We start from the raw sequence: 24,101 nt of genomic DNA on the forward strand, positions 1-24,101 counted from the left end.
AATTATGACAACAACACTTTCTCCCGAAATCACAAACCCCGTTGACGGCAGTTTGGGTTTCCGGATCAAACATTTCAACAGTGACGCCGACTTTAATGAAGTACAAAAGATCGGCCTTTTTTCTATTATATGGATCCTGGAAGGTAATGGCTCCCTGAGGGCTGATTTCACGTCTTACGACCTGAAGCCGGGCACAATGCTGTTCTTTATGCCTTTCCAGCCTTTCCAGATCACAGGAACGGATATTAAGGGTGTGATCCTTAATTTCCATCACGATTTCTTCTGCATCATCAAACATCACCGGGAAGTAGCCTGTGACGGTATCCTGTTCAACAATATCGATCAGTCGCCTATCGTGGATATTCCTGCGAATGAAGCGCCCATGCTGGAACAGGTACTGGATCAGATCCAGCAGGAGTTGCAGGTGGCCGGACTGGCACAACATGACCTGATCACCTCCTATCTGAAGATCCTGCTGATCAACGTAACGCGTATCAAAATGGCGCAGTCCACTGCAAAGGCGCCCTTCAGTGAAAAAAGCACCGAATCGGTTTTGCTGCATTCCTTTAAAACTTATATCGAACAGTACTTCAGGGAAAAACACAGTCCCGGCGATTACGCTGAACTCCTGAATACCTCTGTCAAGAACCTCGGAAGGGTCGTAAAGGAATATAATCAGAAAACGCCCACCGATCTGATTGCCACCCGCATCATTGTGGAAGCAAAACGCGAACTCTACCTGACCGATAAAGCCATTAAGGAGATCGCGTATGATCTTGGATTTAAAGATGAATATCATTTCAGCAGGTACTTTAAGAATATCACGCAAACTTCTCCGCAGACATATAGAAACTCACTAAAAAAAGCCTGGGGATAAAAAATGTGTAAAGGCCGTAATAACGGCCTTTACTTTTTGGCAGATCTCTGTCGTTGTTGTAACCCTCTACGCTTATTTTCCTTCTGCCGCCTCAATGATCACTTTCGCCACTTCCGCCGGTTTAGACATAAATATCACATGACTGCCTTTTACTTCTGTTACTTTCGCACCTGAGCGTTTGTACATATTACGTTCTACATCAGGTACAATACTTTTATCTTCAGTCGCCACGATCGCATAACTTGGTTTTGTTCTCCAGGCAGCTTCCGCTACCGGTGTACCAAAACTGGCAGCAGCGATAGGCTGTTGGGATGCATACATGAAATCAGTTTCAGCGGTAGGCAGATCACCAGCAAAACCATCATGGAACTTTGCCTTGTCATAGTATACAAATCCTTTATCATCCGGAGCCAGGATACCATTTTCAGGCGCCGCCGGTGCTGATTTCACCCACTGGATCGTATTCTCTCCCTTATCAGGCTGAAATGCCGCTACATATACCAGGGAAGCTACTTTATCGTGTGTACCCGCTTCTGTGATCACAGTACCACCCCAGGAGTGCCCTACCAGTACCACAGGACCATCCTGTTTATCCAGTACATTCCTAGTAGCTGTTACATCATTCTCCAGGGAGGTCAGCGGATTCTGTACAATAGATACATGATAGCCTTTCTTCACCAGTATATCATATACTTTCTTCCATCCCGAACCATCCGCAAAAGCACCATGGACGATCACAATATTTTTAGCTGTTTTTTTCTGAGCAAGTGCCGCAGATGCTGCGAAAAGGTTCATTACAACCATTACTACCGCGAGCAGTGCGCCATTGATATACCATTTTGTTGTTGCAGATGTTGTCATTGTTTTGTGTTTTTGTGTGATACAAAATTGCGGCAAAGCACGCGGCCGGAGAATGACGGTATTTCCATACCTGATGGATATTTTTCCCGGACAATAAAAAACCGGCACCTTTTAAGGATGCCGGTTCCGCCTGAAATGATTTGCTGCTATTCGCAGGAGGCCATCCAGTCTACTAAGACAACTCCTCTTACAACATTAGCGCCATACGCAGTACTCAGACAGGTAGTAGTCCTGTTTGTACCCGGAGCCAGTGTGTAAGAGAAAGTCTCACCACCGCAGACCTGTACCTGTACAACCGCTGTATCCGTACCCGTATTGAGTAGAAATGCCTGTCTGCAGGGAAAAGGGTCAGCACTGGTGTTGGTGGATATTACCGCCTGTCTGGTAGCTGAGGAAGAAGCAGGGATAAATGTCGCGCTTGAGACAGCGCCAAAAATAAGCACTAATAATGCTTTCATGGTAAAGGATTTGTGGGTTAAAAAAAACTGTTTAAAATATACGGTTAACACGTACCCGAATATACGACCACCTGTTGTTGTCATAATGTTAAATCAACCAACGCAAAGCATTATTGAGGGTTGCTACCTAATACAAAAATGCCTTGTAAAACACTATTACATGTCTTACAAGGCATTAGCTTTTTATAACTATTTATCCCTGATCCCTTCGCGCTGATCTCCGCTGCATTTCAATTCTTAATTCCTGATTGTCCTTACTGCTTCGGATACCAATCTCTCAATCTCACCTCTATCGCCTTTGACCCCGCATTCACCTTCTCTTTAAATGCATTCACATCACTCAGTCCTTTCTGACCACGGTAATGATACGGATAAACGATTTTCGGTTTAAACGCCAGCACCGCATCCGCGGCTTCCGGTACATCCATTGTATAAGGCAGGTTCATACACACAAACGCTACACTGATATTTCTGAGTGAACGCATTTCCGGTATGCCCTGGGTATCACCGGAAAGATAGATCCGCGTACCGCCTACCGTCAGGATATAACCATTCCCTCTTCCCTTCGGATGTTTGGAATCCGGCGTTTCAGGAAGATTATACATAGGGATCGCATTGATCGTAATACCATTCTGTGTTGTCACACCGAAGTTCTTTAACACGATCACAGAAGGTTTATAGGAAGCAGGCAGTTTATCCGCTACCGCCTGTGGCACGATCAGTTTTGTCTTCGCTGTTTTTAATGTCGCAACAGCTGAGGAATCAAAGTGATCGCCATGAATATCCGTGATGAGGATGAAGTCAGGCGCCGCCAGTCCTTTAAACAGTTCTTTTTTCCCCGCCGGATCAGCATAGATAACGTTGCCGGCTACCGTAAACACAACGCTCGCATGCTCAACAGGTTGAATCACCAATGGTCCTTTCCCTGTTCTGATCGTGTCCGGAGCACTGAGTTGTGCGTTTGCATTTCCTATAAATGCGGCAAGGCAAAAAGCCAATATTCTGAATTTCATAATGATGGTGTTGAGTGTTGGAAGAAACAATGATACGATATTAAGGAAAGTATCCAAAACCGCACTTCATATTATGTGAATTCTTATATTTACAAATATTGAAAAGCCCGGTAGCACAACTCAAAATATCCTTTAGAGAACGATTCTCACCCTTAAAACAGACCGTATATGACTAAGTTCTATTCCCTCCTGGTAACAGGCACATTATGTGTTACCAGCCTACTCGTGGAAGCGCAGAACAAGCCCTTTCCACAGGCCATTACATACCCGAACTGTATCAAGCCCAACAATGTCACACAGGCGGCTATGAACACCAGCGTAGCCAGTTACTATGACTACTGGAAAGCAAAGTACCTGAAAAACAACCTCTCTTCCCTGCCCGGTGGATATTATATCCGCGGAGAGATCAGCGGAGATGCCGAAGGTTTTGTTCCATTAGGTACTTCAGAAGGTCATGGCTATGGCATGGTCATCACTGCCCTGATGGCCGGACATGATCCAAATGCAAAAACCATCTATGATGGTCTCTTCAAAACAGCCCGTGCTTTTCACAGCAGCATCAATAACAATCTGATGGGATGGGTAGTGGCAGATGCCACAGGCGCACAGGGACATTTCGACTCTGCCACAGACGGTGATATCGACATCGCCTACTCCCTGATCCTGGCACATTATCAGTGGGGTTCCAATGGCAGCATCAACTACCTGAATGAAGCCAAAAAAATGATCACCAACGGTCTCAAGGCGGCTAACCTGACATCTACCAATCGCCTCAACCTGGGCGACTGGGACGCCAAAAGCGCCCTGAATACCCGTCCTTCCGACTGGATGCTGAGTCACCTGCGCGCATTCTACAACGAAACCGGTGACGCTGCCTGGCTGAACCTCATCAACAACCTGTATGCGGTGTACAACCAGTTCAGCGCAACCTATTCTCCTTCCACAGGACTGATCTCCGATTTCGTGGTAAAAAATCCTCCGGAACCTGCGCCTAAGAATTTTATTGATGAAGGTCCGCAGACAAACGAGTACAACTACAACGCCTGCCGCGTACCCTTACGTGTCGTAATGGACTATGCCCTCTATGGCAATTCAAATGCCTACACCATCTCCAATAAGATCGCTACCTGGATCATTGGTAAAACAAGCGGTAACCCTGCGAACGTAAAAGATGGTTACCAGCTGAATGGTACCGTGTCCGGTTCCGACCCGGAAGCGGTATTTGTAGCTCCCTTCGTAGCAGCATCTGTGGTGAACAGCGCCAACCAGTCATTCCTGAATAGCGGCTGGAACTTCCTGAAAACGGCCAAATCAGGCTATTACAGCGATACTTATAGTCTGCTGTGTCAGTTGTTCATTTCGGGCAACTGGTGGAAACCTGAAGCAGGTACGACGCCTCCGCCGGCTACAGGAACAACCCTGAGCGCAACCAAAGACGCCTATGTCAGAAATGGCGACTATGCCGCTACCGCCTATGGCAGTACGGATCCATCCATTCTTTCTACCAAACTGAATACAGCTACGACCACGGGTTACGACAGACAAACCTATATCGGTTTTGACCTGAGCAACATCAATGGAACGATCACCAGTGCCGTGCTGAAAATATACGGTCACCTGGAAGATAACAGATCAGCTAATATACCCATAGGTGTATTCTCTGTGGCAAATACCAGCTGGACAGAAACCGGCCTGACCTGGAATAACAAACCGGCAACCGGTTCAACGGCCCTCAGCACTACCACTATCACCGACTCCATCGCCAGATACTACAGCTGGGATATCACCGCCTATATCAATAGTGAAAAGGCGGCCGGCAGGAATGCCATTTCCCTGGCACTGATCAACAGTAGTATCAGTACGCCAAGGATCGTCTTCAACTCAAAAGAAACAGGTACCAATGCACCACAGCTCGTGATTACCACAACAGCTGCTGCTAAACAGACAACTGCTGCGACAGTAACAAACAAACCTGCTGTGACACAGTTCTCTATCTACCCGGCTCCTTTCGCTGCCAACGCAAATGTGGCATTTACATTAAAGGATGCAGGTACGACAGCCATGCTGATATATGATATCAATGGTAAACAGGTGAGCACTATATTCAGGGAACATCTTGCTGCCGGCAGCTACAACAGATCATTCTCTGCTGCGCACCTGCCTGGTGGTGTATATATTGTAAAGTTGATACACAACAATGAGAGCGTGACGAAGAAAGTGATCAAACAATAATCTTACAAAAGTAAACGCCCGGCAATAAATGCCGGGCGTTTATTATATCAATTCGTTTTGTCCTAATAAAGTTCTCCTCAAAAAGCAGTACCTTCCTGTAAACAGCGCCCCATGACAACCAAAGAATCTTTCTCACTCAACGGAGAACATCTGCTCAAAAAAGTAAAGGAACTCATTGCCGAAGGCAATGTCAGAAAGATCACCATCACCGATAAAGCAGGCAAAGAATTAATGACATTCCCGCTTACCATCGGTGTCGTAGGTCTGCTCGTAGCGCCTGTCCTGGCAGCAGTAGGTGCACTGGCAGCCCTCGTGGGAGAATGCACCATCACCGTAGAAAGAGAAGAAACACCAAAAGAAGAATGATCACTCGTTGTCCGCCATCTGCTTACGGATCATCAACTGTTGCTGCTTACGCTCTTTTTTCCTTTGCAGGGATTTATCTTTCCCTGTCCACTCGTTCTTATCTGAATTAAAACGAATCTCTGCATCATACAGTGTAGTTCCTTTTTTGATCATCACGCCATTCATATAACAGGAATCATGGCCACAGTTATGTTTTGAGTAAACACCAAAGTTTCTATACCCCAGCCGCTTACGCGCCAGTATTTTCTGCTGATTTCTTCTGATATCATCCCATAACTGATCCCGCTCAGGCTTACTCAATTCCATCCCCAGCGTTGACACGTCCAGGTAAGTAGAAGGATCTTTCACCTGCAGGAAATCATAGAATTTTTGAAAATGCTTATTCGCATATGCTCTTATCGCAATCTTATCTTCGATAGAAAGCCGCTCATTTTCGATAAGTGACCGGTATAAACCAAGGGTGTTGAAATCTGTATACTTTTTGTGATGATCGATGTAGTAGAAATATTCTTTCAGCGTAAGCTGATTAAACTGTTTGTCAATTTTCATATCAGGATCTAAGATTATCCAAAACACTTCTCTTTGCCGGCAAGATACAACGGCAGACCGGATAAACGCCAGTCTGCCGCATCTCAGCTATTTCAAATCTATTTTCTTTCCCGTTTTCACCGCCAGATAGATCGCATCGATGATCTTCAGGTCACGTACACCTTCCTCCCCGCTCACATCTACTATCGGCTGTTTACCATTCAGAATGATATCCGACATCTCTTCCATCTGTAAAGTCTGATGCACCACCACTGGTTGATCCAGCTCTCCTTTATGCGTACGTCCTTTAATAGGCCCATACCCCGTAGAAGGCTGCATTTCTGCAAACCCCTTATCACCATTCAGAAAGAACCTGTCCAGGTTATTCATACTGTAGGTCGACAGACAGGAAGCCACTGCTCCGCCGGGAAAGCCCAGCTGGAACTGAATCGTTTCATCTACCCCCTCTTTGAACTTCTGCGGATCGGTTTTCGTCTCCTGTGCAGTCACCCACACCGGCTCCTCCCCGATCATATAACGGGCGCCATTCAACGCATAGATACCAATATCCATCATCGAACCACCACCGGCTAATTGTTTGTTCAGACGCCATTGATTAGGGTCGCCTGACTTAAACCCACACAATCCCTGAAAGAAGAGGATCTTCCCAAACTCTCCTGCTTTACGCATCCGGATCACTTCCAGCGTATGCGGTTCAAAGTGCATACGATATCCTACCAGCAGTTTTACCTTATTCTTCTTACAGGCATCTACCATTTCCTGCCCCTCTTTAGCATTCAGGGCCATTGGTTTTTCACAGATCGCATGTTTGCCCGCATTAGCCACACGGATCACCTGGTCATGATGCAGGGCATTTGGGGTGATGACATATACCGCATCAATATCCGGGTTATCCCTGATCTTATCGAAGTTCTCGTAGTTATAACAGTTCTTTTCGGGGATACCGTACTTTTCCTGCCAGGTTTTGATCTTGGAAGGCGTGCCACTGATCACACCTACCAGTTTAGCCTTTTTACAGGACTGCATCGCCTCAGCTACGCGGGTGCCATAACCACCCAGTCCCATAATAGCCACCCGCAATACAGGGCCATCATATGGCTTTTCTGTCAGATCCGGGATACCCGCCATTCCAAGACGGGGTATAACAGTCAATGCAATAGCGGAAGCAGTAATTTTGTGCAAAAAGTGTCTTCTTGTGTTCTTCATAACAAGGGCTGGGTTTTAAAAGAGATGAGTACAAGTAAGATATTCATAAATTCAGGCTTCTGCAACCCGTTCATGTAAAACTCAATCCACAATTTTCATACCCGGACATGCCGCTGAAACCGGACATGCCATATATCAAAAGCGGACAGTTCCATGAGTAAATCCACACTAAACAATTCATTATCAATCTTCTTACAAATTGGCATTCCTTTGGGTTCCTGTGAAACGTATATTTAAAGGATCATTTCCCCTAAATGAAAACACATGTTTAAGTATTATTATAAGATAGCCACACGCAATCTCTGGAGGAATAAGGGCTTTTCCGCCATTACCATTATGGGACTGGCTATCGGACTGGCTACCTGCCTGTTGATCGCGCTTTTTGTAATAGACGAACTACGCTATGATGCTTATAATAAGAATGCTAACCGCATTTATCGTATCAATGCCGACTTCCTGGTGAATGGTAGCACATTCCGGGAAAGATATGCACCTTCTCAGTTTGGCCCTGTATTGAAGCAGGACTTTCCGCAGATCGAGGAGTATGTAAGGTTCCTGCAACAAAGTAATATACTGGTGAAAAAGGGGGAACAAACCCTGCTGGAAAGCAATGTTTGCTTTGCCGACTCCAGCATCTTCGACATGTTCGACCTGAAAATGATCGCCGGGGACCCGGTAACAGCCCTGCGCAATCCCAACTCCATGGTGATTTCTGAAACCATGGCGAAGAAGTATTTCAATAGCATAGATGTAGTCGGCAAAATACTGGAAACTGACAATATCTACACTTATACAGTTACAGGTGTGATCAAAGATGTACCTTCACAGGCACACCTGCATTTTGATTTTATCAGGGCGATGTCCGGACGGGAAGAAAGCAGAAACATAGAATGGATGTCCGATAACTTCACGACCTATGTACGGCTGCGTCCAGGTACCACAGAAGCACAACTGAATGGCTATCTGCGGCAGGCTACCAGAAAGTATATGGAACAAGATCTTCGCCGACTCACTGGCAGTGGCATGGACGACCTGGAAAAGAAAGGAGGCCATTTTGGGTACAAAGCAATTGCCCTGAGAAAAATACACCTCTACTCTGATCTCTCCAGCGAACAGGAAACCTCCGGTAACATACAATATATATACATCTTTATCATTACAGCCATTATCATCCTGTTGATCGCCTGCATCAACTTTATGAATCTGTCTACAGCCCGTTCTGCAGGAAGGGCGAAAGAAGTTGGACTACGTAAGGTAATGGGTTCAGAGCGTGGCAGCCTGATCATACAATTCCTCTCCGAATCCGTGATCACCAGTTTCTGCGCCATGCTGATCGCGATCGCGATCGCTGCACTGCTGGTGCCTTATCTGAATGATCTCTCCGGCAAATCCCTGGAGATCACACCCGCTTCGCTGACATGGATATTACCACTCCTACTGGCGGTAGTAGTGGTGGTCGGCCTACTGGCGGGTAGTTATCCCGCCTTTTTCCTCTCTTCCTTCGAACCGGTGAAAGTATTAAAAGGAAAACTGGCCTCCGGCTTTAAAAGCAGCTGGTTGCGCAACAGTCTTGTCATATTCCAGTTTGCCGCTGCCATCCTGCTCCTGGTAGGCACCCTGGTGATCTATAATCAGCTGAGCTATATACGCAACAAACAACTGGGTTATGATCGTCAGCAGGTAATAGTACTCGAGAATACGCAGGCATTATGGATCCATGCAAAAGGATTTAAAGAAGATGTACTGAAGCTTCCTGGTATAAGTGCAGGAACCATGACAGGTAGCCTGCCTACAGAAACAAGTCATGATACAAATATCTATTCTAAAGATGCGGCCAGAAGCGAAGGACAGGTAATGGGTATCAATGAATGGTATATTGATACGGACTACTTCCATACTCTTGGCATGCACATGGCCGGTGGCAGGAATTTCTCTCCGGATATGCCCACTGATACCAATGCCCTGATCATCAACGAAACGGCGGCAAAAATGCTGGGCTTTAATGATATCACTGATAAATATCTTTACAACAACAACAGGCAAATGAAGGTGATCGGTGTTGTCAAAGATTTCAATGCAGGCTCTTTACGCGATAAGATCCCTCCGGCAGTCTTCAAACTCGGAGAATATCATGCGCGCATGGCCTTCCGTATCAATACAAATAACATTCAGGGTACTATTAAAAAGATTGAAGCACTCTACCATGCAAGACCATCCATGCAGGGACAGCCCTTCCGTTATTCTTTCATGGATGACGACTTCAACCGCCTGTATCAGTCAGAAGACCGTACCGGTAAGCTCTTTATTTCCTTTGCGATCCTGGCCATCCTTATTGCATCCTTAGGGGTATTCGGACTGATCACCTATGCAGCAGAACAGCGCAAAAAAGAGATCGGTATCCGTAAAGTATTGGGGGCTTCAGTTTCCAGCATTGTAGCCATGCTTTCTGCTGATTTTGTAAAACTCATCGTACTGGCGGCTGTAATAGCAGTGCCGCTCTCCTGGTTACTGATGAATAAATGGTTGGAGAACTTCGCCTACCGGATCAATATCAACTGGGTGGTATTCTTGTTGTCTATCTTACTGATGATCGTCGTTACGCTGGCAACAGTCAGTATCAAAGCCATCAAAGCTGCCACGATCAATCCTGTAAAGAGTTTACGTGCTGAATAAAACAACAGCTGAATAAAATAAAGGGCCGTCCGCATTACAGCGTGACGGCCCTTCCTCCATATATGTAGTCCTAATTCTGCAAAGTCCACTGACCACTCTCAAAATTAGCCGGTACATTCGTGCATTGGCCTAATCCACTCTGATTCTCCAGGTTCAGATAGGTATTCTGCCACTCGTTTCTCAGACGGGTATAACCATTGTAACTTTCCAGTGCCCAGTAACTGCTGTAAAAGGTATTCGGGACATTAGAACTTTCCACATAGCTATACAGATGCTCTATGTTCAGGTAATTACCCGTAGCCGCATTTTTAAAGCGGATATGACCATTTACCGTCTCCTGTATCCAGCGGTACTGATTACCAGTATTGCTGGTATTGTATCTTACCTGTCCGTTCTGCTCATACAGATAAGTGTTCAGCCACCTGTTTTTGATCAGCACGCCTGTAGCAGGCGGATTACCCGGATTGTTACCACCACCGATACTGTTCAACAGGGTTTCCGCATTGCCCACCTGTAGATTCGCCAGATAAGAGAATACCTGGTTCAGCTGCTGCTGCACACTGCTGTTACCTGCATATTGCTTTCTGTATTGATAAAGACGGTAGATCACCTCCAGTTCATGCTGACCATAAGGCACCCCTAGTTTCTGCTGCATGACGGTCAGGAAAGAGTAACCAAACTCCTCTGTAGGTTCAATGATAGTACCTTCACCATAGTCGTTCCAGGTAGCAAACTGAATGATCTTCACACTGGAAGCCAGTGCTTTATCCAGCATAGTAGAAAAGGTGGAAGTGCCATTATGCGCGATCTGCCAGGTCGGACCATCAGCACCACCGGCCTGATAAAAAGACTTAAAACCAGGATATACCACACCGATAGACAATGGAAAACTGGCAGCCTGTGTATAGTAACGGTCTACTACACCCGGATGCTCCTGGTAGATCCAGGGGAATTCTCCACCTGCATTATTGGTACCTACCTCATTGGTGAACCCGAATAGAGGAATGATCTTCGGACGTGGATTAATGCCATTCAGCATGGTGTTCCACTCGGAGGGCTGATGAAAAGTAATAGGACCAAAGTTCAGCACAACAGGTTCGTTACTGCTGTTACGCAGATAGTTACCCTGATTGAAATAGTTATTCTGCATGTACACGAAATCGCCATTGGCATTTGCAGCCATACCCGGATCCCAGTTTCTGTCCTCATGTACGATGGAGAATTGTAAACCTACAGCATTCAGTTTACTGATCAGCGCATTTGAATTCGCCAGATTATCCGGGTAATCATACCGCTGTCTCGTACCCGGCCAGTCAATGAATACACCATCCGCACCGGCATACTTCATCAGCAATAACTGATACTCGATGATATCCGGATCAGCAGACGCATAAGGCCCCGTCTTCGGATAAAAATAAGCGGCGATCTGTCTTTTACCATTGACGATGATGTCGGGGTTCTGATTGTTCATTTTCCAGTGATAACCCCAGGCACCTCTGGATGCAGGTGTTTCAAACCAGGGCATCCAGTGAATAAAGATCTTCTTGCTGGTCGTTTTGGTGACTGGTACAGCGGCTTGCAGATCAGCTTTCAGACGTGGAGTGACAGGTTCGTGTGAAGATTTGTTACACGCGAACAACATAAGGGCACATAAGGCCCATAACAGAGTTCTCATTTGAGGGAAATTTGATGAATAAATAAATGGTTTTTTTGAGAATCGGAATGATATGGCTTTTCCGCGGCGAAAATACTTATCAGGTAGCAACCGACGTAAGAGTATATGAAAAATATAGAAGAAAAAAGAAGGAAGGAAGCCCGAACAAATTAATAGTCAGTCATTTAAAAGAAAATCGGCATCTGCAAAATATAGGCTTAATCAATTACGAATTACGAATGAGGCCGCATCAATAGGCTCAATTCCTAATTCCTAATTCCTAATTTTTAATTGCAATAAACCAGCGTCTTTTACGTTGCTGAAAAGCCGCTTATAAAAAACGTAACGAGCTTCCACTTGGGATATGTGTCGCTTTAATAGCAGGAAATTTCGCAGCCAGCCATTTCGCCATAAATTCCGATCCGGGTTCTTCACTGACGATATGCCCTAACACTACCAATGATAATTGTTTACCTGCCGCACGTGCATCACGTACGTACTCTGCCGTTTCCCACTCTGCTATCTCGCCACAAACCAGTACGTCAGGTTGTGTATCGATCATGTTCTGGATCTGCCTTCTGCCACCGGCGGCTCCCGGCATCAGTAACACCCGTTTACAGGATTGTGCAGGATCACCGATATATCTTACTGTTTCTATGTTCAGTTTCTTTTTCAGCTCTGCGATCAGTGCTTTCAATGTTATTGCTGGCGCGAGATTGTAGATCAGGTGATTACTCTCCTCAAATTTCTCCCAGCCCAGTTGCTCACTCAATCCCTTTCTCACGCCATCCGGACGAATGCTATGTACATAATCGTGATTACGCCACACCACAATATTATGTTGTTGCAGCAGGTCAGCCTTATAACGGTATACATCATCCTTTTGCAGCCAGTCTGTTTCATCTGCATGATTGTAGAAGGCGGGTTCATGGGCAATGATAAAGTTAGCTTTCAGGGCAATCGCTTTCTTGATCACTTCCACCGTCGGAAACATCGTAGTAATAATACCCGTCACCACTACGTCACGGTCACCTGACTTTAAGGTATCTACTGTATTGGGAAATGGTCCGCCCGGTACTTCTTTTATAAAAGCATCCATGATCTGTCCGACAGTGATCTTTTCCTGTACCGGTAAAAATCCTGCGGCCATGGCCGTCAGCGGAGATGCCAGTACAATGGCCGAACCTGCGGCTGTCATTTGTGTAAGGAATGTACGTCTGTTGATGGAGGTGTTGTTCTCACGTGGCATGTTAGCAGTATTAACCTAATGAATATTGTTGGGAAATTAAGAATTAAAAACTAAGAATTTCAATCAAAAGACGGACTCATTCCATTAAGTGTTCAAAAAGAAAGCGTCTATATCAAAAGTTTGACACAAACGCTTTCTTTTCAAGAATTAATAGGAAGCACTCCGCTGCATTACAATTCTTAATTCTTAATTTTCAATTCCTAATTGTCTCAGTATCTCAGCGACAACACCCTCAACCCTACCTCTCTTCCTGTCTGCGCACCCACTTCGCTATCAAACTGGTAGTGTATACCGCCATAGATCCTGGAGATGGATGCTTCATCGATCATCTGCTGGAAGTTAGCAAAAGCACGCGGCGCAAATCCTTCCGCTACTTTCTGATGATCAGTAAATGCATACGCATTACCGAAATATCCCGCCAGTACAGTACCGGCTGCACCTGTAAAGGACGCATGACCGGAAGTATAGGAGGGGAATGGCGGTGTAGCGATCAACGAACCCCAGCCCGCATTGATATGACGCTGGATATAGGTGATAGGACGCAGCAGGTTGTATTTGTACTTGTATTTCCAGCAAACGATACCTGCATCGTTTACACTGATACCTGCCTGTGCGAAGAGCTTAGCGCTCTCTGTCAGGTTCAGTCCCTGATCTGTGACCAGTTGAGCGGTAATAGCCAGTAAATGGCCCGGAGGCGTAAAGGTACCACCACCATCTGCCCAGTAAAGTGCGATGGTATTTTCTTCAGGTGTGAGTGTATTCACTTTGTTATACACATAATAAGCCGCCTTGTAGAAAGCAGATGCGGTATCCGTGGAAAACACGGGATGCTGCACAGGCGCCGTTTCAGGATAACGGGGTTTTACCAGCAAACGGTTGTTACCCCAGTAAGGCAGTAATGCACGCTGAAAAGCAGGAGGAGTAGGCACCCAGAATGCCGGTCCTGTTGGAGGCACATAATCGGTCGGGAAACCGTTCAGGTAACCGTCTTTACCACCGTCAGTGGCTGACCATGCATAGATGGCTGCAGAGATCTGCTTACCAAAGTTTACCGAACGATTCACTTCATCCTGGTCACACCCTCCGGAGAGGTTCACCAGGTTCAGACTGTCCTGTGCTTTGATAACAGCCGCATTGGCGGCATTCACATTTGGGTACAAACGGGTGATGATATCCGCCATAGCACTATTGGCAGCTATTTCCCAATTGTAACGCTTTCCCCTTTCCGGACGGGGTACATTGTACAAACCGTTAAGTTGTCCGCTAAGCGAATGACCATTGCGATCACTCCATACAACTGCTTCATGCAGGGCAATACCGGTATAGGCCAGTGCTCTGGCAGCAACCGGTGGCGTGAAACCAGGGGTTTCCTTAATAAGTTTAAATTCCAGCTGATACCAGGAAACGGGAATGGAGGCATCAGCGTGTGTCCTTGCTGACAGGTCAGTGACAGCAATCGTGTTTTCAGGGGCGGGTGCCTGTTCTTCTTTGTTACATGCAGCAACAATGAGGGAAAGAAAAAGGAAGGTGCACCACGAACGTACAGAATAAATGGTCATATTTTGAGCGTTTAAGAGACTGTAATTTACCTCACTATGAGGGAAATGAGGTGGCAGTCAGACGGGGATAAAGCGAACAAGATCACTGGTTTTTTGTAGCATTTCATTGAAAAATTCCGTACCTTAGGAGCATTGTTTTTTACGTTATAGTAGTATACCCCCAAAAGAAGAATGTTTAGGAATCCCCATAAACCACAACTCCTTTATTTCACCAAATACCCCATTCCAATATTATGGAAGCACTCAAACTTATCAGAATCAATAGTACAGGTCCACTGGTAGAAAGCTGGCAGTTTTTTCTCATCGGACAACATCTCTATTTCGGCGAAGCCGATGGTGTGTTCTCCCGCGAAGTACAGCAGGCGACTATCACATTTCAGCAAAAGCATAACCTGCAGCCCGATGGGGTTGTAGGCAACAAAACATATGGTGTTGCCATGCAGCTGGGCTTTGATGGTATCCTGGACGACAGAGACGATAGATCAGGTCCTGATTTCCCAAAACCGCCTGCCTTTAAACCATTGGTTTCAAATGATGAAAGAGCAGCTGTATTCGGCCGTTTTTCTTTCGTTTCAGATCCTGTACCCGGTAATCCCGAAAATATCCGTATCACCGATAACTGGGCCACCGAAAATATCAAAATGGTATCGATCCCTCAGCTGATCAACATCAAAGGATCTGACAGGGTACAGTTCCACCGTAAAGCTGAAGGTCAGCTGATCAGCCTATGGAAGGACTGGGAAGACGCTGGTTTATTACCGCTGGTGCTGACCTGGGCAGGGTCATTTGTACCAAGGTTCATCAGAGGTAGCAGGAAAACACTCAGTAACCACTCATTCGGTTCCGCATTTGATATCAACGTTGCCTGGAACCCGCTGGGAGCCGTACCAGCACTCGTCGGACAGAAAGGATCTGTCCGCGAACTCGTACAGATCGCCAATAAGAATGGTTTCTACTGGGGCGGGCATTTCACCCGTAAGGACGGTATGCACTTTGAAGTGGCACAGATCAAATAATAGCATACTCATATGAAAAGGGGGCCTCCTGACGTCAGGAAGGCCCTCTTTTCATATAAGTATACGATCAAGGTCAGTATGGACCGTAATGCCGGAAAAAGGCTTAAAACGCCCCCTTTACTCACAGATTTACTCATGACTGACTCCTACTGTAAGCTATCAGCAGTCAGTTACCTTATCTTTATATTACTCAGCGCCTGTTCTTTCTTCTTCAGACTATACTTAGACTATACTTATGCATCGTTAGTCCTCCCAGAAAAACGCAGATTCAACGAAAGATAAGTATCATCTGACTAGCATTTTGTCCTCAAATGAGGGTAAATCTTTCCGTAAATGATATGGCCATATTCCTCCGGCTGACGAACTTACACATGACAGAATAGTATCACCCCAGATACCTCCATCCAAAGACCCGAAGTATGGACCGCACGTTAATCATTAAGCACTATGCATATGGAATACAACAGGCTCGCTGATGTAAAGCGCTTACAGTTTATTATCCACACCCTGAAACAACATCTCCCCGAAGGCGCCACAGTATTAGACGTAGGCTGTGGTAATGGCATCATCGCCAGAGGACTTGGAGAAGAAGGCTTCCAGGTATACGGCATCGATGTGAGTCATAAGGCCATCGAAAAAGCACGTTCACTGACCCATATGCCCCATGTTACATTTGACGTCATCAGCGCAGAAGCACTTGTCGCAGATGGCAACCGCTATCATGCTGTGATCTGCAGTGAAGTACTGGAACACCTGAATCATCCGGAGAAATTACTGGATGTATTATACCAGTCACTCACAGACGATGGCGTATTGATCGTAACAGTACCTAATGGTATGGGGCCCAGAGAAGTACTCGTCACAAAGCCGGTTATTGCCCTGCAGCAAAAAGATAACTGGTTATGGAAATGTTTGCTGAAACTCAAGGCACTAATGGGGTATAAAGGCACTACTGTACAATCAGATGCCGACAATCTCACACATGTGCAGTTTTTCAGTAAACAATCACTGGAAAATCTGGCCGGGAAAACACGGTTTAAAATTGTGCGTTTCGGCAAAACGAACTTTATTGATGATGTTTTTCCATTTTCTTTTTTCACAAAAAAGATCAGAATTCTTCAAAAATGGGACGGCGCTCTCGCCGAAGTACTTCCATATCAACTCACTGGAAGTTTTGTCACCGTATGGACGAAAAATCTGCCTGTCGGACTAGCCGTCCTGATAGCAGAAAAAAGCTGATCCAGCTGGCATTTTGAGGTACATTGTCATGGTTTTTATGTAAATTTGTATTACCTATACCCGTAATATAATCTATGAAAACCTTCAGTGTACTATTCAACATACTGAAAACCATCTCCGTATCTTTATTGATCATGCTACCATTTACAGCGGGGTCACAATCGATGCCGATTTATTTGCAGAATCCATCATTCGAAGGACAACCAACAATGAATGGAATACCAGCACCCTGGTACCAACGTTCTGTAAATCTGATAGCATACACATTGCCGCTTGGCTCGAACAATGAGATCGCACCTTCAGATGGTAAGACATATGCTGCATTACTTGCAGCATCCGAGAATAATACATCTGCCGGTCATGCTGTATGGACTTCTATCGGACAACAATTATCTCATCCCATCGAAGCAGGCAAAGCCTATCTCATATCTTTTGATATGGCATTGATGCCTGAAGATGATAAGAGTGATCAGACAGCTGCCACCTCTACTGCACTGGCTATACTGGGCTCCGGTTCTGAACAGGATATAGGAGAACGCATCTGGTACTCAGGTGTTTACTACGATAGAAAATGGGGAAGGATTACAGCTGTACTGAAACCGAAAAAGACATACGCACATCTTCGCTTTGAACCTTACGTAACTGACTATGACGACACCTGTTATGTCGTAACATTCCTGGATAATATCTCCATGATCGAAGAAACACTCAACTTCGATACATATGCAGAAAACACCTGTTATGGTCACAGCCAGGGAAAGGTATCAGTGGTGATGCACACCATGGATAAGGACAACTATGTATTTCGCTGGACACCGGGAGGTTACACCACACCGGAAGTCTCTCAACTGCCAGCAGGTAAATACACAGTCACTGTCACCAACACAACTAAAGGTAATTCCAGGTCAGAAACCGTAGAGGTAAAACAATGGGATATCAATATCAATCCGCTTGTAACACCGATCAGCTGTAACGGAGAAGCGGATGCCGCCATCAATGCAAATGTAAGTGGCAGTAAAGCGCCCTATAAATATGCTTTGATCAACCAGTTTCCTGAACAGGATTCTGCGATATTCAGTAACCTGCGTGCCAATTATTATACATTACAGGTAACGGACAGTATGGGTTGCAGTAAGATGCAGAGTATCAATATTCCCAATCCGCTGCTACTCCAGATAAAAGAAGCAACTACCAGACCTCTTTCCTGTAGCAGCGTAAGAGATGGTCAGATCATTCTCACCATGAGTGGTGGTACTGCGCCTTATCATTACAGTATTTCTGATACGGCTACGCAACTGGAAAACCGCTTCCGTCAGTTAGATGCAGGTGGCTATCACTACAAAGTTGCTGACGATCACAATTGTACCGTGGAAGGCAACATTACCGTAGAAAGAGGCATGAATGACTGTGCAGTATATATGCCTTCCGCATTTAGTCCAAATGGCGACGGTAAGAATGATCTGTTCAAAGCACGTGTACAGGACGATGTCACCGACTTCCGCCTGAGTATCTTCGGCAGATGGGGACAACTCGTATACGAGAGCAGTGATCCGGAAGCAGGCTGGAATGGTAAGATGCGCGGCGCCGATCTGCCATCAGGCACCTATATCTGGAGTGTCATCTACACAGATAGTAAGAAGCAACCGATGAAACAACAAGGTACTGTAACAATGTTTAAATAAAATAGCAGGGGCTGATCTAAGATCAGCCCCGTTCATTTACAGCCCTTCCGCAGAAGGTGTTTTAATGCCAGTCTGTCAATAAAGCCCCTTTATAAAAAGATATTCCTTCTCCTCCCTGATACGTACCCTTGTAATCGCCGCATCCTTTCGTAACAGCAATGTCCTGGAATAGATAAATACAAGCTGCCGTGCAATCACTGCCACCAGTAAAATACCCGCTATCACAAATAAAGTAGTTGTCATCATTTCCGTTTTAAATCACTTTACAGATAATATATACTTCGCCAGTTCATGCAGGTCATCTTCCGAAAGCCTGTCGCCAAAAGCCGGCATCTGCGGATAATCCGGACGTTTCTTCCCTGGCTTCCTGATCCACTCTTTCAACTGATCAGCCTTTCCCCTGTAGATCTCCACCATCTCCAGGATGGGTGGTCCGACTAACTTCGCATCCTTCTGATGACACGCACTGCAATTCATCTTAAATAAGGCTGCCCCCTTTGCCACATCCCCTAATGAGGTATCGATTTCCAGTGCTATGCTTTCTTCCTGCGGATGTGCACGGGCCTCCGCAGACAATCGCCTGAACTCTTCCGTTTTTGCCGCCATCAGCTGCTGATGTGGCGCTAATGCATTCGCCCTGTATATCTGTCGGCCACTTCCCATAAACAGTACAGTGATACTTAAAGCGAGTACGACCTTACCAAAGTGTTGGTCAATCCTTTCCTCCGGACCATTAATCGCTTTCCAGATCCATATCATAGCAGGAATGGCAATCACAGCACCCGCCCCTATCACAGCGATCAGGTTCCAGCCAAGCCCTTTTGAGGGCAGGGTAAACAGGACAACAGGCCCTATCAGGAACTGTGCACCCGAAGCCGCAAGCGTCAGTGAATAAGCTTTCTTTTTAATAGCGTACCTGGTAAGATGTGTATAATAGCTTTCAAAGGGATAGTTTTTCCGGCCGGTATACCAGAAGATAAATAAGCCGGTAACTCCTAGTGATGCACAGATAAAATGTAAATAGCGGGGAAACACATTCGGTAGCACCAACGCACTTAAAAAGCCACTGATAGTCCCCCACTTTTCAGGAAACAGCATCAGGTTAATATTCACCAGAAAGATCAATGGTATAAAAAGAAAGATCAGCACCGCTGCCCCAATGATCGCAATATGTAAGGGTTTATTATCTGCTAATTTATGCCAGCTGTACTTATGCAGATAAGTCAGCAGAAATGCGATCGTGACCAGCGGAATAACCGATATCCACATCAATCCCGTCAGGGCATTCGCAGAATAAAAATAAACGCTGTAAAGGGTGTTAATACTTAACAGAGGCGCTACACCCAATACAACAGCCAGGCTTTTATTCACCGTGATCGTCTTTGCTGTTTCATAGGCGAATTTGTCATAGTCCTTATCTTTCAGTCCCTTGATTTCAGCCCATAAGGTCAGTAAGGAACCACCCAGCATCAGATTCACAAAAACAATATGCGCAAGAAAAGAAATGACCAGGATCGTTACCAGCAACCACTGTGGTAATGGTAGATCCAACGGGATATCTTTAGGCACGGGTGTCGTCGCCAGCAATACATGTAACATACTAAAGTTCAATTTGAAATAATATTATTGTAAGCAATCAGTTAACAGATGTGGTGTCGTTCTCTACAAGCCGGGCGGCCTTTTCCTGTTGCTGCTTTTCTAATAAAAGTCTGGCCGAATTAACATCATTCATACTATTGACAATAACCCCTTCCGTCTGTGCTCCTTCCAGTACCTCTCCTGTCTGCTGCACATATTTGATATAGGCAACCAGCGCATGGAGTTCATCACGATTACCTGGAAACGGAGGCATATAAGTACGGGCATTGTGCATATTCGGAATGTATCCCGCCATAGAATTTTCATCCAGCGGTTTACCAAAACCATACATCCGCTCAAAAACATACACAATAGAATTCACGCCCTGGGTGGTATGACAGCGGCTACAGGACAACATGAATACATTTCTGCCCGCTGCTATTTTATTTTCTGCTGTCACTGTCGGCGTACTGGTATAGGTGGCATATTTAAGAATACCATCTCTTTTATACAGCGGATAATCCTCTTCTTTTAAAAGATTACTGTACATATATCCACCAATGACATAAGGCTTTCTGATAAACTCCCTTACCCGCTCAAATATGCCCAGAAATCCGAATACCGTCAGACAACAAAAAAGCGCAAAAGGAAATCTCACCAGGGAGGATTTAACTAAACCGGTAACAGATAATAACACAACAAGCAGCATAGCGCCGCCTATCACATAACGAAGCAGATCATAATACTGGGAGAAGTCCATTGTTCCCACTGCCGTACTCATATTGGCAGTCATTACGGCTGGCATTACACCATAATAGTAAACAGCGCCGGCAAGTGATAATGGCGCCCAGCAGAGGATCCAGACAGACGCAGACCGGATTGCGTTCTTCCGCAGCAAGGCACCTCTCTCCGTAAATAATGTGATCAGCATTAATCCGAACACACCCCCAACTACCATAGCAGTCGGCGTACGGAAAAGCAGCTGTGGAATATAAATAGGATTGGTAAATCCGTTCAACAGACTATGATGTGTATTCCAGTTCCCCGGATCCATCATAAACCCTAAAATAGACACAATAATAGCCATTGTGATCCATGAGAAAATAGACAGGAACCAGCCAAAGCGGATGTGACGCAGTTTTGATGCGAGAGATTTGTTGGCATTCTCCCACGTGAGGAAATAGATCATTATCAACACCACCTCTGTTACAAATACCATCCACTCTGCAAACCAGGCCCAGTAAAATACACGTATCAGACTACCTATTGAAGCCGGACTTACCAATGCCACCGAAAACCAGATCCCTACACCTGTCATGGCGCCCAACGTAGTGGTGATGATAAAGCCGACCTTCATCATTTTCCACGCCAGTTGATCCCATGACAGATCAGTGATCTCCATGGCAGGACTGTTCTTTACTCCCTTCTGTTCCATCCAGGTAACAAGTGGTATAAATCCTACAGCCAGTCCGTGATTAATAATTACATGTATAATAGCGATCATCGCTATCAGAAAACGATCATTCAACCAGTCAAGGTGAAATAATGGAAAATCCATGCTATATTGACTTTTAGACTACAAAGGTCGCAATAAGCAAGGGCTGGTTCGTTACGATGAAACGGACAACTCTTACAACTTTTGAAACTGTTCATTGTGCGAATCAATCCTGATATTTACATTTTCAACACTCACTCTTCCACTTACAATCATTCTTATAAGAAAAAAGACCAATAGCACTGCGAAAAGAAATAATGCTGTACGATTGATGAAATGAACATATCGTGCAAGCGGCATTTTAGATTCAATATTTTTCATGTTTGCTTAGTTTGATTTTGCGAAAATTCTCCGGCGTCACACCGGTCTCCTTTTTATAAAATGTATTAAAATAAGAAGCACTCTCAAATCCGATCTCATACGCGATCTCAGCGACCGACAACTGTGTATGATGTAATAAGCGCTGTGCTTCTTTGATGGTCCGTGCCCTTATCAGATTACCACTGGTCGTATGGCAATACTCATGGCAAAGCTTATTCAGATAATTAGTGGTAATATGCAACTGCTCAGAATAGAAGGAAGGGTTTCTGTGAACCACAAAATATTGCTCTACCAGTTGCTCAAACCGGATCATCTTTGCATGTTTGATACTCTTCTCTTCCTTACCCGACAAGCGATAGAAACTACGATCCAGCTGATGTAATAAAATGTTCAGGAAGGACCGTAACAGGTCCTCGCTGCTTTCCATCTCAGCAGTAAACTCATCTATGACCTGGTTAAGAAAATAATCCCATGTCCCGGCCTTTTCAGCACTGACCCTGAAAACAGAAGCCGTACGTTGTACAAGAAACTGAAAACGGTATAGTACATTATTGTTGTAGCGCAATGAGAAAAAGCTGTCATTGAAACAAACGACGTATCCGGCAGCCTGACTGACAATCCGCATACTGAATACGGCATTCGGTCTGACGCAAACCACCTTCGGTCCATCCAGTAAGATCCTCTCATTATCGATAGTCAGCTCTCCCACCGCCTTCCAGATATATATAAGCATATAATAGGACGGTCTGTGCGGACACTCTATAAACGGATAGTGCTCTACCACAGAAGAGAGCGTGCCTATCCAGAAATCGCTGATATGTGCATTAAAAACACTGAGAGGGTAAACTGAAATAGTTTCCCTTTTCATAAAACAACTGATACTGATGATGAAGAAAATGAGATTTCAACTGAAGCCACCGGCAACAGTCTTACATACCCGGTCACACAGGAAGCATCGGGCACAACGGATAGTTATATATCAGCTAATGGGAGGACGGAGAATAGATCCTGCGACACCCGTCAATAACGCAGTATCAGTTACAGGAAAATAGCATGGTTTTGCAATAGTGGGGCAAAGGAACAATTCAATGGCAATATCGTTCATACAGAGCGTAACAACAGAGGGCTTCAACTCTACCTCTTTCTTCTCTCTTTCCTGTTCTTTATTCAGCTGCTTTTGCAGGAAACAGGCGCCTCTGCAAACAGGTATAAGATCAAATCTGTTAATACAAAGATTCTTCGCAATAAAGTTACGTTGGAGATGAAATAAGCCTATCAGCCAGACGTTTGCCGACGTCTGCACAAATAGTACCAAAATGAGCAATATGACTGCTGGCTTTTTCAAATGTCGCTTACCTGCTTTCGGTTAGTAATTGTGAAATATCCTTTATAAGTCTCTTTGTCTCCAGACTATCCGTCCCATCGTACACCCCTCTGATATGTTTATTTTCATCCACCAGCAGCAGACCACCGCTATGCGTAAAACCACCTTCCGCTGTACTGTCAGGATAGGCCGTCGCATAATAGGAAGCTGCCAGCTTATAGATCGTATCAGCCGGCGCTGTCACAAAATGCCATTTGGCAGTGCGGACGCCGATGGACGTAGCGAACTGCTTCAACCGCGGGATCGTATCATACTCCGGATCGATCGTATGCGACAACAAGCCTACGCGATCGTCATTTTCAAATGCGTGGTAGACTTTCAGCATTTCCTTTGTCATCTTTGGACAGATCGTCGGACAGGAAAGAAAGATAAAATCAGCTACATACACACGCCCGGAAAAACGAGCGCCTGTCACCTGTGTACTATCCTGATCAGTTAGATAAAATGTGGGAATGGCTGGATAAACAGTATCTGTTTTACCCGTAGCCGGATTGGTCTTCAATGTCCGTTCACCCAGTATCGGCAGCTTCTCCGGCTGAGTATTGCAGGCAGCCCATCCTGTTACTGCCAGAAAAACAACTATACCTATCAATAGATCCTTGCGCTTCATATGATTCAGTTATCACCTTGCTGTTAATCAGATCGCTATTCCTGACTTACCCGGCTACATAAAAAGCCCGAAAGAAATA

21 protein-coding genes are annotated in these 24,101 nt (G+C 45.3%); 7 read left to right on the plus strand and 14 right to left on the minus strand.

The genetic code is table 11. The annotated features are described in order from the left end of the window. The first annotated feature begins 4 nt into the window (after positions 1-4). Entirely contained in the window at positions 5-877 is an 873-nt protein-coding gene (locus BMZ72_RS27455; protein ID WP_089813108.1) for a helix-turn-helix domain-containing protein, read from the plus strand. 72 nt (positions 878-949) lie between these two features. On the opposite strand, the gene BMZ72_RS27460 is transcribed toward BMZ72_RS27455, so the two are convergent. The 3 genes from BMZ72_RS27460 to BMZ72_RS27470 form a co-directional block, all read right to left on the minus strand. Further along, on the minus strand, positions 950-1,738 hold the full coding sequence (locus tag BMZ72_RS27460) for an alpha/beta hydrolase (protein ID WP_089813110.1): 789 nt from the start codon (positions 1,736-1,738) through the stop codon (positions 950-952). Between the two features lie 146 nt (positions 1,739-1,884). Continuing rightward, positions 1,885-2,196 carry a hypothetical protein gene (locus BMZ72_RS27465; RefSeq protein ID WP_143087800.1) on the minus strand — a complete coding sequence of 104 codons (312 nt, stop codon included), beginning with the start codon at positions 2,194-2,196 and terminating at the stop codon, positions 1,885-1,887. Positions 2,197-2,450: 254 nt separating this feature from the next. After that, the gene (locus BMZ72_RS27470; protein ID WP_089813113.1) at positions 2,451-3,209 is read right to left on the minus strand and encodes an MBL fold metallo-hydrolase; all 759 of its coding nucleotides are present in this window, start codon (positions 3,207-3,209) and stop codon (positions 2,451-2,453) included. Positions 3,210-3,377: 168 nt separating this feature from the next. On the opposite strand from BMZ72_RS27470, the gene BMZ72_RS36420 reads away from it, so the two are divergent. Further along, positions 3,378-5,441, plus strand: coding sequence for a glycosyl hydrolase family 8 (locus BMZ72_RS36420; protein ID WP_143087801.1), 2,064 nt, complete (start codon positions 3,378-3,380; stop codon positions 5,439-5,441). A 111-nt stretch (positions 5,442-5,552) separates the two neighbouring features. Next, the gene (locus tag BMZ72_RS27480) at positions 5,553-5,807 is read left to right on the plus strand and encodes a DUF4342 domain-containing protein (protein ID WP_089813115.1); all 255 of its coding nucleotides are present in this window, start codon (positions 5,553-5,555) and stop codon (positions 5,805-5,807) included. Here the strand turns inward: BMZ72_RS27480 and BMZ72_RS27485 are convergent, their stop codons facing one another. Both BMZ72_RS27485 and BMZ72_RS27490 read right to left on the minus strand, forming a co-directional pair. After that, positions 5,808-6,356 carry a hypothetical protein gene (locus tag BMZ72_RS27485; RefSeq protein ID WP_089813117.1) on the minus strand — a complete coding sequence of 183 codons (549 nt, stop codon included), beginning with the start codon at positions 6,354-6,356 and terminating at the stop codon, positions 5,808-5,810. An 87-nt stretch (positions 6,357-6,443) separates the two neighbouring features. Next, on the minus strand, positions 6,444-7,562 hold the full coding sequence (locus BMZ72_RS27490; protein ID WP_089813119.1) for a Gfo/Idh/MocA family protein: 1,119 nt from the start codon (positions 7,560-7,562) through the stop codon (positions 6,444-6,446). Between the two features lie 264 nt (positions 7,563-7,826). Between BMZ72_RS27490 and BMZ72_RS27495 the strand changes: the two genes are divergently transcribed. Beyond that, on the plus strand, positions 7,827-10,235 hold the full coding sequence (locus tag BMZ72_RS27495) for an ABC transporter permease (RefSeq protein WP_089813121.1): 2,409 nt from the start codon (positions 7,827-7,829) through the stop codon (positions 10,233-10,235). Between the two features lie 70 nt (positions 10,236-10,305). Here the strand turns inward: BMZ72_RS27495 and BMZ72_RS27500 are convergent, their stop codons facing one another. From BMZ72_RS27500 to BMZ72_RS27515, 3 genes are all read right to left on the minus strand, one after another. Then, on the minus strand, positions 10,306-11,910 hold the full coding sequence (locus BMZ72_RS27500) for a glycoside hydrolase family 99 protein (RefSeq protein ID WP_143087802.1): 1,605 nt from the start codon (positions 11,908-11,910) through the stop codon (positions 10,306-10,308). A 310-nt stretch (positions 11,911-12,220) separates the two neighbouring features. Continuing rightward, positions 12,221-13,138, minus strand: coding sequence for a Nif3-like dinuclear metal center hexameric protein (locus BMZ72_RS27510; RefSeq protein WP_089813126.1), 918 nt, complete (start codon positions 13,136-13,138; stop codon positions 12,221-12,223). A 209-nt stretch (positions 13,139-13,347) separates the two neighbouring features. Then, positions 13,348-14,697: a vanadium-dependent haloperoxidase gene (locus BMZ72_RS27515; protein ID WP_089813128.1), complete on the minus strand. Its 1,350-nt coding sequence runs from the start codon at positions 14,695-14,697 to the stop codon at positions 13,348-13,350. A 233-nt stretch (positions 14,698-14,930) separates the two neighbouring features. Between BMZ72_RS27515 and BMZ72_RS27520 the strand changes: the two genes are divergently transcribed. The 3 genes from BMZ72_RS27520 (at position 14,931) to BMZ72_RS27530 (ending at position 18,634) form a co-directional block, all read left to right on the plus strand. Continuing rightward, entirely contained in the window at positions 14,931-15,713 is a 783-nt protein-coding gene (locus tag BMZ72_RS27520) for a M15 family metallopeptidase (protein ID WP_089813130.1), read from the plus strand. Positions 15,714-16,166: 453 nt separating this feature from the next. Further along, positions 16,167-16,952, plus strand: coding sequence for a class I SAM-dependent methyltransferase (locus tag BMZ72_RS27525; RefSeq protein ID WP_177222948.1), 786 nt, complete (start codon positions 16,167-16,169; stop codon positions 16,950-16,952). Positions 16,953-17,026: 74 nt separating this feature from the next. Continuing rightward, positions 17,027-18,634 (plus strand): T9SS type B sorting domain-containing protein, encoded by a 1,608-nt coding sequence (locus tag BMZ72_RS27530; protein WP_089813134.1) that lies wholly within the window; start codon positions 17,027-17,029, stop codon positions 18,632-18,634. A gap of 75 nt (positions 18,635-18,709) precedes the next feature. Here BMZ72_RS27530 and BMZ72_RS36700 read toward each other — a convergent pair whose 3' ends face one another. The 6 genes from BMZ72_RS36700 to BMZ72_RS27560 form a co-directional block, all read right to left on the minus strand. Then, complete coding sequence (locus BMZ72_RS36700; protein WP_177222949.1) at positions 18,710-18,877, minus strand: hypothetical protein; 168 nt, start codon at positions 18,875-18,877, stop codon at positions 18,710-18,712. 15 nt (positions 18,878-18,892) lie between these two features. Further along, positions 18,893-20,233: a c-type cytochrome gene (locus tag BMZ72_RS27535; protein WP_177222950.1), complete on the minus strand. Its 1,341-nt coding sequence runs from the start codon at positions 20,231-20,233 to the stop codon at positions 18,893-18,895. Between the two features lie 37 nt (positions 20,234-20,270). Further along, positions 20,271-21,770 (minus strand): c-type cytochrome, encoded by a 1,500-nt coding sequence (locus tag BMZ72_RS27540; RefSeq protein WP_089813136.1) that lies wholly within the window; start codon positions 21,768-21,770, stop codon positions 20,271-20,273. A gap of 244 nt (positions 21,771-22,014) precedes the next feature. Beyond that, the gene (locus BMZ72_RS27550; RefSeq protein WP_089813140.1) at positions 22,015-22,896 is read right to left on the minus strand and encodes an AraC family transcriptional regulator; all 882 of its coding nucleotides are present in this window, start codon (positions 22,894-22,896) and stop codon (positions 22,015-22,017) included. Positions 22,897-23,007: 111 nt separating this feature from the next. Then, positions 23,008-23,373, minus strand: coding sequence for a hypothetical protein (locus tag BMZ72_RS27555; RefSeq protein WP_143087803.1), 366 nt, complete (start codon positions 23,371-23,373; stop codon positions 23,008-23,010). Between the two features lie 7 nt (positions 23,374-23,380). Next, complete coding sequence (locus BMZ72_RS27560; RefSeq protein WP_089813143.1) at positions 23,381-24,022, minus strand: SCO family protein; 642 nt, start codon at positions 24,020-24,022, stop codon at positions 23,381-23,383. Between the last annotated feature and the right edge of the window lie 79 nt (positions 24,023-24,101).

Origin of the sequence: Chitinophaga sp. YR627 (assembly GCF_900114995.1) — a bacterium.
Taxonomy (GTDB): domain Bacteria; phylum Bacteroidota; class Bacteroidia; order Chitinophagales; family Chitinophagaceae; genus Chitinophaga.

Excerpts from the sequence above, each read along its gene's own strand:
- BMZ72_RS27455 (WP_089813108.1), top strand. The coding sequence starts at position 5 with ATGACAACAACACTTTCTCCCGAAATCACAAACCCCGTTGACGGCAGT.
- BMZ72_RS27460 (WP_089813110.1), bottom strand. The coding sequence starts at position 1,738 with ATGACAACATCTGCAACAACAAAATGGTATATCAATGGCGCACTGCTC.
- BMZ72_RS27465 (WP_143087800.1), bottom strand. The coding sequence starts at position 2,196 with ATGAAAGCATTATTAGTGCTTATTTTTGGCGCTGTCTCAAGCGCGACA.
- BMZ72_RS27470 (WP_089813113.1), bottom strand. The coding sequence starts at position 3,209 with ATGAAATTCAGAATATTGGCTTTTTGCCTTGCCGCATTTATAGGAAAT.
- BMZ72_RS36420 (WP_143087801.1), top strand. The coding sequence starts at position 3,378 with ATGACTAAGTTCTATTCCCTCCTGGTAACAGGCACATTATGTGTTACC.
- BMZ72_RS27480 (WP_089813115.1), top strand. The coding sequence starts at position 5,553 with ATGACAACCAAAGAATCTTTCTCACTCAACGGAGAACATCTGCTCAAA.
- BMZ72_RS27485 (WP_089813117.1), bottom strand. The coding sequence starts at position 6,356 with ATGAAAATTGACAAACAGTTTAATCAGCTTACGCTGAAAGAATATTTC.
- BMZ72_RS27490 (WP_089813119.1), bottom strand. The coding sequence starts at position 7,562 with ATGAAGAACACAAGAAGACACTTTTTGCACAAAATTACTGCTTCCGCT.
- BMZ72_RS27495 (WP_089813121.1), top strand. The coding sequence starts at position 7,827 with ATGTTTAAGTATTATTATAAGATAGCCACACGCAATCTCTGGAGGAAT.
- BMZ72_RS27500 (WP_143087802.1), bottom strand. The coding sequence starts at position 11,910 with ATGAGAACTCTGTTATGGGCCTTATGTGCCCTTATGTTGTTCGCGTGT.
- BMZ72_RS27510 (WP_089813126.1), bottom strand. The coding sequence starts at position 13,138 with ATGCCACGTGAGAACAACACCTCCATCAACAGACGTACATTCCTTACA.
- BMZ72_RS27515 (WP_089813128.1), bottom strand. The coding sequence starts at position 14,697 with ATGACCATTTATTCTGTACGTTCGTGGTGCACCTTCCTTTTTCTTTCC.
- BMZ72_RS27520 (WP_089813130.1), top strand. The coding sequence starts at position 14,931 with ATGGAAGCACTCAAACTTATCAGAATCAATAGTACAGGTCCACTGGTA.
- BMZ72_RS27525 (WP_177222948.1), top strand. The coding sequence starts at position 16,167 with ATGGAATACAACAGGCTCGCTGATGTAAAGCGCTTACAGTTTATTATC.
- BMZ72_RS27530 (WP_089813134.1), top strand. The coding sequence starts at position 17,027 with ATGAAAACCTTCAGTGTACTATTCAACATACTGAAAACCATCTCCGTA.
- BMZ72_RS36700 (WP_177222949.1), bottom strand. The coding sequence starts at position 18,877 with ATGACAACTACTTTATTTGTGATAGCGGGTATTTTACTGGTGGCAGTG.
- BMZ72_RS27535 (WP_177222950.1), bottom strand. The coding sequence starts at position 20,233 with ATGTTACATGTATTGCTGGCGACGACACCCGTGCCTAAAGATATCCCG.
- BMZ72_RS27540 (WP_089813136.1), bottom strand. The coding sequence starts at position 21,770 with ATGGATTTTCCATTATTTCACCTTGACTGGTTGAATGATCGTTTTCTG.
- BMZ72_RS27550 (WP_089813140.1), bottom strand. The coding sequence starts at position 22,896 with ATGAAAAGGGAAACTATTTCAGTTTACCCTCTCAGTGTTTTTAATGCA.
- BMZ72_RS27560 (WP_089813143.1), bottom strand. The coding sequence starts at position 24,022 with ATGAAGCGCAAGGATCTATTGATAGGTATAGTTGTTTTTCTGGCAGTA.